Here is an 11268-nt window from a genome sequence, read left to right as displayed (position 1 = left end):
ACCCTATATAGATAGACACGTTTTTTCTCGTGTCCACTATATAGGATCCATTTTATTATAAGATACACACTTTTATTAACATTTTTATAGATACAAGCTTTTTAGTTAAATTAATTCTAGAAATTCTATTACTTCTGAAATTATCCAATCCGGAGTAGATGCACCTGCTGTTACTCCGACAACTTTATACTTCCTTAGCTCTTCTTCATTTAATTCAAGCTTAGTTTCAATTGCAATAGTTGGCACAACCTCTTTACATATATCAACTAATTTTTGGGTGTTAGAACTATGTCTTCCACCTATAACAATCATACAATCTACATCAAGAGCTAATTCTTTAGCAGATTGTTGTCTTACTTTAGTAGCTGAACAAATTGTATTGTAAAACTCTATATTTTCAATTTCTTTAGATAGTTTATCTACTATATTATTATATAAAGTTAGATTTATAGTAGTCTGAGCAACTACACAATATTTCTTTGAATTATCAAATATAATTTCATTCATTTGCTCTAGTGTTTTAATTATAATTGCATTATTATTGCACCATCCGTTTATCCCTATAACTTCAGGATGCTTCATATCACCTATAACTATTATTTTATAGTTTTTATCATTGTATTCTTTTACAATATTGTGTATCTTTTTTACAAAAGGACAAGTAGTATCTATTACATTTATACTTTTTTCTTTCGCCTCACTATACACAGATTCTCCAACACCATGAGACCTTATTATCATACTTTTATTAGACGGAATAACTTCTACTTGTTCGACTGTTTTAAGTCCTCTTTCTTCATACTTTGACACAGCTTGTTTATTGTGAATAAGTGGACCAAGTGCAAATATACCATTTTCACTTTTTTCTAGTTCATTCCAAGCCATTTTCATAGCTCTTTTTACCCCAAAGCAAAAACCTGCATCTTTAGCTATTTTAACTTCCATATTCATCTCTCCCTACTTAGAGTGTATATAATAATTTTCTTTTATAATTTCCAAGACATTCTGTGCTATTTTTTCATGATCTTGTGTACTTAGTTTAACTTTATAATATTCTTCTAAAGAAATTGGCTTATCTATGTATATAGTTACTCTATTAAATAATTTATAATTAGATATTATAGATATGGGAATAACCTGTGCCTTTCCTTTAATTGCAAATAAAGAAAGTCCCGCTTTTGCTTCTCCAAATCCAGGTTCTTTAATTCTTGTACCTTCAGGAAATATGCCTAATACATACCCATCTTTTATAGCTTTTAAAATGTTTTTTATAGTAGAGATATCTGGTTTTTCTCTATTTATAGGTATGACATTTAATTTTTTTAATATAAATGCTAAAGGCTTTATATTAAAAAGTTCTTTTTTCGCAATAGCAGCTACTTCTCTATTTTCTATTGCAGCAGCTATAAATATAGGATCCAAATTAGATTTATGATTAGATGCTATTACTATATTTCCTTCATTAGGAATATTTTCTGCCCCAATTACTCTAAATTTAAAAAATGTCTTACAAAAGTTTTTGAATATATTTATAACGAATTTGTATGAGTTCACAACTATCTCCCTTCAAAACTACATATTTATTTTAGAAACAACTTCATCTACTACATTTTGTATAGATTTTCCTGTTGTGTCTATTTCAATAGCATCATTAGCTTTAACTAGTGGTGCAAAATCTCTATTTGAATCAATCTCATCTCTTTTTATTATATCATTTATTATTTCTTCAAGAGTAATATCATAACCTTTTTCAACTAGTTCTTTATAACGTCTAGAACCTCTTTCTTTAGGTGTTGCTACTAAGTAAAATTTATAATCTGCATTTGGAAAAACATAAGATCCTATATCTCTACCATCTAATATAACTGAATTTCTTTTTCCTATTTCTCTTTGAACATCTACCATTAAATATCTTACTTCTTTAATTTTCGCCACATTAGAAACATTATTACTAACTTCCATTGTTCTTATTTCTTCATTAACTATTTCTGAATCTAAATAAATATTATTATCTCTAAAATCTATATCTGTTACTTTAGCTATTTTTATAACTTCTTCTTCATTATTTATATCAATAGAATTTTTTAAACACTTATAAGTTATCGCTCTATACATTGCACCTGTATCTATGTAATTTATTCCTAGATTATTTGCTATTATTTTTGCTATTGTACTTTTTCCTGCTCCTGCTGGTCCATCGACTGCTATAACTAAATTACTCATAATATATCACTCCTAAATTATTAATACTCACTTTTTACAATTTGTATTTTTAGTTTGTTAAATCAGTTCTTAAACTTTTAGCATTATTTAAGTATATATGTTTTATATCTGATTTTGTTTTGTTGCTATTTATATGAACTAATACTCTTATACATTTTTGAAGACTTCCTTCAATATATTTTTCTTCAAAATTTAATAAAGGAACATCTGTTATATCTAATATTTCTCTTACTGCTACAGCGGGATATATTTTATCTAAATCTCTTGTCATTGTAAAACAGATACTTATCATATCATCTGTATCTAGAAAATTTTCTTCGATTATTTTTTGTATAAGTAATGCACTTTCTTCTAAAATTTCTTTTTTTGTATTTGAATTTACTGTCGTTGCTCCTCTAATTGCTAATACTTTCATTTAATCACCTACACACTTATTCCTGCCAGATACCCAGTTGAAAATGCTATCTGTAGATTATATCCACCTGTTTCTGCATCTATATCTATAACTTCACCTGTAAGGAATAGATTTTTTATTATTTTTGATTCCATTGTGGATGAGTTTACTTCTTTTACAGATACACCTCCACTTGTTACCATTGATGTCTTTATTCCTTTACTACCATTACAAGTAAGCTTCATATTTTTCAAATACTCTATTATTTTGTTTTCATCTGATTTAGATAATTCATTAGCTTTTTTATCACTTAAAGATAAAATTTCAAATATTGATTTTAAAAAATTTTGAGGAAGTATACCTTTTAAATTATTTAGAACATTTTTATTAAGCTGTTTTCTAAGTATGTTTGATATTTCATCCACACTCATACTTGGTAAGAAATCTATATTAAGTTCTATTTCTTCATTTTCAATAAATTTATTTATATAAGAAGATATTATAAGAACACATGGTCCTGTAATTCCAAAATGAGTAAATAACATATCTCCAATTTTAGAAATTTTTCTCTTTTTTACTTTACATGAAATTTCAACTCCTTGCATTGCAATTCCTTGTAAATCTGTAATCCAATTTTCTTTTGTTGTAAGTGGTGTAAGTGCAGGGTAAATTTTATTAATAGTATGATTATAATTTTTAAGAATATCATACATTAGTCCATCCGAACCTGTATGAGAATAACTCTTTCCTCCCGTTGAAATTATAACCTTATCTGCAAAAATTTTTTCACCATTTTCAATTAAAACACCTTTAATAGTATCTTCCTCTACAATAATATCAATTACTTTTTTATTATAAAGTATATTAACATTATTTTTTATTAAATCGTTTCTTAATGTATCAATTACTTCTACTGATTTATCACTCTTTGTATATACTTTATTGTCATTAAAGTCCTCTACTTTATATTCTAAATTATTTTTTGTAAAATAATCTAATAAATCTCTATTTGTAAAAGTATAAAAACTACTATATAAAAATTTTTTATTAGTAACTACTTTATCAAAAAATTCTTCTATATCTCTATTATTTGTTATGTTACATCTTCCACCGCCAGTAACTTTAAGCTTTTTACCTAGTTCTTCATTTCTTTCAACTAATGTAACATCATGTTTTTTTGAAGCTTGAAGAGCTGCCATCATTCCAGATGGACCTCCTCCAACTACTATTACTTTGGACATAAAATTTCTCCTTATTCTAGTGCTGAATTGTTAATCTTTACATGGTTTGTTATATGACTTGTATCATTCATTTTTATAACAACTGGTCCATAGTCTCTAAATTCAACTATATTTAAAGCTGTATTATCTTGCTTTATTCTATATATGTTTTCCATACTTGAGCCTAAAAATGATAAGAGCATTACTCTTACAGTAACAGAATGAGTCACAAGCATTATATGTTTATTTTCATATTGGTTGTTTAACTCATTTATAAAATTATCTACTCTTTCCTTTATTACATGAAGAGTTTCTCCTTGTGGTATATTGACTAAATGAGGTTGATTTCTCCAAGTAGTATAGATATCAGCATATTTTTCTTTTATTTCTTTTATTAATCGACCTTCCCATACTCCAAAGCCCATTTCTCTTAATGCTTCTGTCTTTTTTACATTTATATCAAGCTTAGATCCTAATATTTCAGCTGTTTGCACAGCTCTTCCTAAATCACTACTATATATGAAATCAATAGGATATTTTACTATATCATTAGCTAGCTCTTTTGCTTGATTAATACCTTGATCTGTAAGATCTGAATTTCCATGACCTTGAGTTTTACCCAAAATATTCCAATTAGTTTGTCCATGTCTTACTATATAAAATGTATTCGCCATAATGTCCTCCTAATAATGGTATGTATTTATTTTTAGCATTATTCAACATATTATTATATCATAAATTTTGTAATAATAATAATTTTTAGGATTAAAATGTAAATACATAGTATTGAACTACTTCATTATGAATATTTTAAAATTTTTGAATTATATTATCAGTTTTTAAATTATGAATATTATCATTAAACATGCTATTTAATGTACTATAATATTCTTAGGGGAGGGATTAATTTGAAAAAAGAAAATATAACATTTTTGGATGTATTAACTTTGTTTATAGGATGTTTTTTGATGTCTCTATCACTTAATATGTTTTTTAATCCACATTCAGTAGCACCTGGTGGTATAACGGGTTTTGCCATAATAGTAAACTCTATGACTGGCATACCTCTTTGGGTAATAAATTTAACATTAAATATACCTCTTTTTATACTTGCGTATAAGATATTAAGTAAAAAGGATTGTGTTAAAACTATTCTAGGTATAATATTTCTTACTTTAACGCTTAAATACACCATAGGTTTATCTGAGATTCATGTTACAGATGATGTTTTACTGGCTAGTATATCAGGATCTATATTAATGGGTGTTGGCCTAGGATTTATTTTTAGAATAAATGGAACTACAGGTGGCACAGATTTATTAGGACTTATACTTAACAGGTTTTTCCCTTCATTAAGTGTACCTATATTAATGGGTAGCGCTGACTGTATAGTAGTTATTTTATCTGGAATTGTTACTAAGGAAATCGAGATTGGATTATATTCTGCTATATCATTATATATAATAGTCAAAATAAGCGATATAATTATTGAAGGTTTCAATAATTCTAAGTCATTTACAATAATATCTGATAAATATAAAGAAATTAGTAGTTCAATATTAGAAGAATTAGATAGAGGTGCTACAATATTAAAAGGCGAAGGTGTTTATACAGGAAATAAAAAAAATGTACTTTTAGTTATTGTGTCTAGACGCCAAGTTGTTACTTTAAAAAAGTTAGTCAAAGAAATCGATCCAAATTGCTTTATTATAATAACTAGTATAAATGAAGCTCTAGGAAATGGATTTAAATCAATAGAATAATTTTATATTTATTTAACATAAAAATAGATCATCTTATATTTAAGATGATCTATTTTTCATTTTATTCACTAACATTGCTATCTATTATTTGAAGATTATATTGTCTTATAATTTGAACAAGTAGTTTTTTATAAGTGTGATTACCTTGTTCATCCATTGCTGTACTATATCCTGCATTTTGCAATTCTTCAGCTTGATTTAAATAAGTAGACTCATTAAAAACTTGTTTATATCTCGTATTTTCACTTAAAAACTTTGCATGATCACTTATTGACTCTGTATTATTATTATACACTCTAAATTTCCCCATAATTACTTGATTATAAAACTCTCCTGTTTCTATCAAAATAGATTTGCCTTTCCAAGAAGAATTTGCCTTTATTCCAAATAAATTATTATATTTTGTGCTTAATTCTGATTCTCCCCAATTTGATTCTAATATTGCTTGAGCAATAGTTATAGAAGGTAAAATATGATATTTGTTATAATTTTCAATAGCTGATTCTTTAATTTTATTTATAAACTTCATATATTTTCCATCAGAATTTAATCTAGTTGGCATTAATCCATATCCATTTAAGTCTTCAACATAATTTTTCACTCTTTTTTGTTTATTATCTGACAAATCTAATTTATTTAATACATCATCTAAAGAATGCGATGTATATTTTTGATTATCAGATTCTATAAATAAATTAGAGATTCTTTTTATTTCTTCTTTACTTACATTATCAAATTTATTATCATTTAAAACAGCTATTATACTAGCTACATATTTCCAATTCACTTGAACTTTAAAGTTACTTACTTCATCTACATTTTCTATATACTCTTGTACATTTATTTCTTGTTTATTTATTTCTTTTAATGAATTTAATTTAATCCAAAATGCTAATAAAGATGTTAATAGTAGTAGTATTATTGGGATCATTATATATCGCTTTTTAATTTACATTCATCTCCTATACTATATAATATTTTGATTTTTTTATTATATCATAGGATGAGCAATACAGCTGTTACAAATTTGTAATATCAAAATTTTTTTGCTATTTTATTTTTATAATTCTTAAAATATCTTTTGTATTTTCGTCAACTCTATTAGATTCAATATAAAAAGCACTTAATAAAAACCTAAGTGCTTAAATTTAAAATATATTTGTATCTCAAGTTTTTTAAATAATACTCTGATACACTAATTTAATAGCTACTCCAAATGCCATTATTAAAAATATTGGTTTTATTAATGTAGATCCTTTTTTTATAGCAACTTTAGCCCCAAAATAGCCTCCTAAAATCATAGCTACAGCATAAAAAACTGCTATTTTGTAATCTATTTGTCCATTTAAAATGAACAAAATTAATGCTGTAAAATTACTAGCTAGATTTAAAATTTTTGTATTGGCTGAAGCATGTAAGAAATCAAATCCATAAATTTTAATCAATGCAAACGTTAAAAATGTACCTGTTCCTGGACCAAAAAATCCATCGTAAAATCCCAATAAAAATGCCATAATTATTCCAAGTTTTAAATTTTTATTTGTGATTTTTTCAAATGTATTTTCGCATCCAAGAGACTTTGAAGTATAAGTATAAATAGCAACTGCTAAAATCATTACAAAGACTAATATGTTTAAAACTTGCTCACTTATAGAAAGTACACATTTAACTCCTATGATTGAACCTATTATAGTAAACGGTACAAGCTTTTTTAAAATTTCATTATTAGTTTTACCTGATTTTATATATCTATATGCACTACTTAAACACCCTGCTGCACCGCCAAATTTATTAGTTCCAAGGGCTAAGTGTGCTGGAAGTCCTGCTATCATAAGTACAGGCATACTTATAAGACCTCCTCCACCAGCTATTGAATCAACAAATGCAGCTAAAAACCCACCTAAACATAAAAATATAAAAATAAGCATATCTCCTCCATGTCATATAAACTATTTTTCATTATATATATTATATCTCTGAACAATGCTAATTTCTATAAAATAACAATATTTTACTAATTAGTTACTTTTGATTTTCTTATTAAACTTAATACATACATTAAAACTGACCCTAAGAACGAAACAGATATAATAACCATCCATCCTGTATAAATACCTCTATTATCAATTATATTTCCCATTATCAAAGGTCCTATTGCATATCCAGTTCCTGAAATTAGTGGCATAAATGAACTAACTCTTCCTCTATGAGATGAAGGAGTATTGTTGGCAATAAAAGTTGAACTATTTATTGCTATTAAAACTTCGCCTATTGTTAGCGATAATATAGCTAAAAATATAAATGATATATTATTAAACATACTTATAATTAAAAAACATATGCTATATAAAACGCCTCCTGTAGCCATTATTTTTAATGCATTATACTTTTTTGTATACACAGTCAATAATGGTGTTGACAATATAACTATTAATCCGTTAAATGCACCTAAAAAACCATATATTTTAGCTCCATCTGCTCCATATAATTTACCCATTTGAAGTGGAACTGCAAATCCCCACTGACAATATGTGAATTGAAATAAAAATAAAATAAATGGAAATATTATTAATATAGGTCTTTCAATTAACAATTTAATTACAGATCCTTCTGTTTCTTTTTCTAAATAATTTTGTTGTGTTTCTTTTTTTATTTGATCTTTGTCTGGCTCTTTTACAAATAATATAAATAATAATAATGAAATTAATGTAGTAATTGCATCACCTATAAATATTAAAGGTAAATAGTTTTTGTATAAAAATCCTGCTATTATAGGACCCACTGCAAAACCGATATTTGTACCCATATATAAAAGAGAATATGATGTTTTTCGATTTGATTTATTTGTTAAATCAGCACTAAGTGCATCATATGAAGCTGTAGACAATGAATAAAAACAAGATGCTGCAATCATCATTTTTGCAGTTAATATTGATGGATTTATAAATCCACATAAAATAAGTGTTACTGCCCCTAACAGTTGAAATAATATAATAACCTTTCTACGTCCTATAGTATCTGCTAATTTACCTCCAAAAACAATACACGGTACTTGAAAAATGGCCAAAGTAGTTACTAACTCGCCTGCTTGTGTAGCAGACATTCCTATCTTTTGTGTTAATATTAAAGACATTAGCGGATATACAAAAGCACCTATACTATTAACAATTTTCCCTACGAACAATATATATATTTCTCTTGGTAAACCCTTGTAATTATTTATTAAGTTTTTAAAGTTCATAAAATATTACTCCTTTAAATAATTTATTATTTAATTACTATTCTATTTTGATTTAATTATAACCTTTTAACAAATCAAAAATACAGGTTACCTAAAATAAATTTTAAGTAACCTGTATTTTAATTTATAATTTTACTTTACTAAAACTTCAATATTATTTTCTTTAGCATCTATAATAAGATTGCATCCACTATATACATCTCCTGCTATAATTTTTCTAGCTATAATAGTTTCTAAAGTATTTCCTATATATCTTTTAAGTGGTCTTGCTCCATATATTGGATCATATCCCTCTTTAACCATTATATTTTTTGCCTTTTCAGTTACTTCTATTGATATATTTTTTTCTTTTAGTCTATTTCTTAAATCTCTCATGAATATATCAATTATTTTTTTTATTCCTTCTTTATCAAGAGGTTTAAACATTATGATGTCATCTACTCTATTTAAAAATTCAGGTTTAAACTTATGCTTCATTTCATTCATAACCAAGTTTTCAGCTTCTTCAGATATGTTTTCCCCTGCTTCTAATAAATAATTGCTACCAATATTCGAAGTCATTATTATAAGAGTATTTTTAAAGTCTATTGTTTTTCCTTTATTATCTGTAAGTCTACCATCATCTAATATTTGTAAAAATAAGTTAAATACATCTTCATGAGCTTTTTCTATCTCATCAAATAATATTACAGAATATGGGTTACGTCTAACAGCTTCTGTAAGTTGTCCTCCTTCTTCATATCCTACATATCCTGGAGGAGGACCTATCAGTCTAGACACTGCATGTTTTTCCATATATTCTGACATATCTATTCTTATTATGTTTTCTTCACTATCAAATAAATTACGAGCAAGAGTTTTAGCTAATTCTGTTTTACCAACTCCTGTAGGTCCTAGGAAAATAAATGAGCCTATTGGTTTTTTTTCATCTTTAAGCCCTGCTCTAGCACGAATTACAGCATTTGATACAGCGGTTACTGCTTCATCTTGTCCTATTACTCTTTTGTGAAGCTCATCTTCTAATTTTAATAATTTTTCTCTTTCACCTTCAACAAGCTTAGTAACTGGTATACCAGTCCATTTTGAAACTATTTGTGATATTTCTTCTTCTGTTACTTCTTCTTTTAATAAAGCATTTTCATAGCTTTCTTTCATTTTTTCTTCACATGCTTTAATTTTATCTTCTAATTTAGGAATTATTCCATATTTAACTTCTGCTGCTTTATTAAAATCATATTCTCTTTCATATTTTTCAACATTACCTTTAGCTTCATCAAGTTGAGATTTTAAATTTTTAATTTCTAAAATTTGTCCTTTTTCCTTTTCATACTTAGCTGTCATTTCATCATTTTTAGATTTTAGCTCTGATATTTCCTTTTGAGTATTTTCAAGTCTAGCTTTACTTTTTTCATCATTTTCTTTTAGTAGTGCTTCTCTTTCTGTTTCTAATGTAAATAATTTTCTTCTAACTATATCTAGCTCCGTAGGTAATGAATCAATTTCACTACGTATCATTGCTCCTGCTTCATCTATTAAGTCAATTGCTTTATCTGGTAAAAATCTATCTTGTATATATCTATCTGAAAGTTTAGCCGCTGCTACTATTGCACTATCATGTATTCTTATACCATGATGAATTTCAAATCTTTCTTTTAATCCTCTAAGTATAGATATCGTATCTTCAACAGTTGGTTCTTGTGCAATTACTGGTTGGAAACGTCTTTCTAGTGCTTTATCTTTTTCTATATATTGTCTATATTCATCAAAAGTTGTAGCACCTATACAATTTAATTCCCCTCTTGCAAGCATAGGTTTAATTAAGTTTCCTGCATCCATTGCTCCATCTGTTTTACCAGCTCCAACTATAGTATGAATTTCATCTATAAATAATATTATTTTTCCATCTGAACTTTGAACTTCTTTTAATACAGCTTTTAATCTTTCTTCAAATTCACCTCTATATTTAGCTCCAGCTATTAAAGAGCCCATATCTAGTGAAAATACTATTTTATCTTTTAATCCTTCAGGAACATCTCCTCTAACTATTCTTTCTGCTAGACCTTCTACTATTGCAGTTTTACCAACACCTGGTTCACCTATTAGTACTGGATTATTTTTAGTTCTTCTTGATAATATTCTTATAATCCTTCTTATCTCTTCATCTCTTCCTATAACAGGATCTAATTTATGTTTTTTAGCTAAATCAACTAAGTTTGTACCATATCTAGCTAATGCTTCATAAGTTCCTTCTGGATCTTGACTTTCAACTCTTTGACTACCTCTTACTTGTGATAATACATTTAAAAAGTCATTTTTATTTATATTATATTGTTTTAAAATCTTACCAACTGACGTATAAACTCTATAATTTATTATAAATACTTTATAAATTTCATAGATTTACTTCCTTTTTCAACGTATCCGATT

The 11268-nt window shown here is 26.6% G+C and carries 10 protein-coding genes and 1 pseudogene; 1 reads left to right on the top strand and 10 read right to left on the bottom strand.

Annotated elements, in window-relative coordinates:
• Positions 1 to 105: 105 nt before the first annotated feature.
• From CHF27_RS12775 to CHF27_RS12750, 6 genes are read right to left on the bottom strand one after another with little or no spacing between them, the layout of a single operon-like run.
• The gene (locus CHF27_RS12775; RefSeq protein WP_095405122.1) at positions 106 to 945 is read right to left on the bottom strand and encodes a 4-hydroxy-3-methylbut-2-enyl diphosphate reductase; all 840 of its coding nucleotides are present in this window, start codon (positions 943 to 945) and stop codon (positions 106 to 108) included.
• 12 nt (positions 946 to 957) lie between these two features.
• Positions 958 to 1554, bottom strand: coding sequence for a lysophospholipid acyltransferase family protein (locus tag CHF27_RS12770; protein WP_095405123.1), 597 nt, complete (start codon positions 1552 to 1554; stop codon positions 958 to 960).
• A gap of 18 nt (positions 1555 to 1572) precedes the next feature.
• Positions 1573 to 2223 carry a (d)CMP kinase gene (gene cmk, locus CHF27_RS12765; protein ID WP_095405124.1) on the bottom strand — a complete coding sequence of 217 codons (651 nt, stop codon included), beginning with the start codon at positions 2221 to 2223 and terminating at the stop codon, positions 1573 to 1575.
• A 49-nt stretch (positions 2224 to 2272) separates the two neighbouring features.
• Positions 2273 to 2638: a chorismate mutase gene (gene aroH / locus CHF27_RS12760; RefSeq protein WP_095405125.1), complete on the bottom strand. Its 366-nt coding sequence runs from the start codon at positions 2636 to 2638 to the stop codon at positions 2273 to 2275.
• Between the two features lie 8 nt (positions 2639 to 2646).
• Positions 2647 to 3858: a BaiN/RdsA family NAD(P)/FAD-dependent oxidoreductase gene (locus tag CHF27_RS12755; RefSeq protein ID WP_095405126.1), complete on the bottom strand. Its 1212-nt coding sequence runs from the start codon at positions 3856 to 3858 to the stop codon at positions 2647 to 2649.
• Positions 3859 to 3869: 11 nt separating this feature from the next.
• The gene (locus CHF27_RS12750; protein ID WP_095405127.1) at positions 3870 to 4511 is read right to left on the bottom strand and encodes a histidine phosphatase family protein; all 642 of its coding nucleotides are present in this window, start codon (positions 4509 to 4511) and stop codon (positions 3870 to 3872) included.
• A gap of 234 nt (positions 4512 to 4745) precedes the next feature.
• On the opposite strand from CHF27_RS12750, the gene CHF27_RS12745 reads away from it, so the two are divergent.
• The gene (locus CHF27_RS12745; RefSeq protein WP_330409802.1) at positions 4746 to 5600 is read left to right on the top strand and encodes a YitT family protein; all 855 of its coding nucleotides are present in this window, start codon (positions 4746 to 4748) and stop codon (positions 5598 to 5600) included.
• A 61-nt stretch (positions 5601 to 5661) separates the two neighbouring features.
• Here the strand turns inward: CHF27_RS12745 and CHF27_RS12740 are convergent, their stop codons facing one another.
• The 4 genes and pseudogenes from CHF27_RS12740 to CHF27_RS12725 all read right to left on the bottom strand — a co-directional run.
• Positions 5662 to 6531: a glycoside hydrolase family 73 protein gene (locus CHF27_RS12740; protein ID WP_243445013.1), complete on the bottom strand. Its 870-nt coding sequence runs from the start codon at positions 6529 to 6531 to the stop codon at positions 5662 to 5664.
• A gap of 244 nt (positions 6532 to 6775) precedes the next feature.
• Positions 6776 to 7528 (bottom strand): sulfite exporter TauE/SafE family protein, encoded by a 753-nt coding sequence (locus CHF27_RS12735; protein ID WP_095405130.1) that lies wholly within the window; start codon positions 7526 to 7528, stop codon positions 6776 to 6778.
• 86 nt (positions 7529 to 7614) lie between these two features.
• Positions 7615 to 8841 carry an MFS transporter gene (locus CHF27_RS12730; RefSeq protein ID WP_095405131.1) on the bottom strand — a complete coding sequence of 409 codons (1227 nt, stop codon included), beginning with the start codon at positions 8839 to 8841 and terminating at the stop codon, positions 7615 to 7617.
• A 132-nt stretch (positions 8842 to 8973) separates the two neighbouring features.
• Positions 8974 to 11196: pseudogene (locus tag CHF27_RS12725) on the bottom strand (ATP-dependent Clp protease ATP-binding subunit); the annotation flags it as partial.
• Between the last annotated feature and the right edge of the window lie 72 nt (positions 11197 to 11268).

The organism is Romboutsia maritimum, from assembly GCF_002251085.2.
Classification (GTDB): Bacteria; Bacillota; Clostridia; order Peptostreptococcales; family Peptostreptococcaceae; genus Romboutsia_B; species Romboutsia_B maritimum.
This window is presented reverse-complemented; position numbering and strand designations above follow the sequence as displayed.

Bases quoted from the DNA above. Each gene is read 5' to 3' on its own strand.
- CHF27_RS12775 (WP_095405122.1), bottom strand. From the start codon at position 945: ATGGAAGTTAAAATAGCTAAAGATGCAGGTTTTTGCTTTGGGGTAAAA.
- cmk (WP_095405124.1), bottom strand. From the start codon at position 2,223: ATGAGTAATTTAGTTATAGCAGTCGATGGACCAGCAGGAGCAGGAAAA.
- aroH (WP_095405125.1), bottom strand. From the start codon at position 2,638: ATGAAAGTATTAGCAATTAGAGGAGCAACGACAGTAAATTCAAATACA.
- CHF27_RS12755 (WP_095405126.1), bottom strand. From the start codon at position 3,858: ATGTCCAAAGTAATAGTAGTTGGAGGAGGTCCATCTGGAATGATGGCA.
- CHF27_RS12750 (WP_095405127.1), bottom strand. From the start codon at position 4,511: ATGGCGAATACATTTTATATAGTAAGACATGGACAAACTAATTGGAAT.
- CHF27_RS12740 (WP_243445013.1), bottom strand. From the start codon at position 6,531: ATGATCCCAATAATACTACTACTATTAACATCTTTATTAGCATTTTGG.
- CHF27_RS12735 (WP_095405130.1), bottom strand. From the start codon at position 7,528: ATGCTTATTTTTATATTTTTATGTTTAGGTGGGTTTTTAGCTGCATTT.
- CHF27_RS12730 (WP_095405131.1), bottom strand. From the start codon at position 8,841: ATGAACTTTAAAAACTTAATAAATAATTACAAGGGTTTACCAAGAGAA.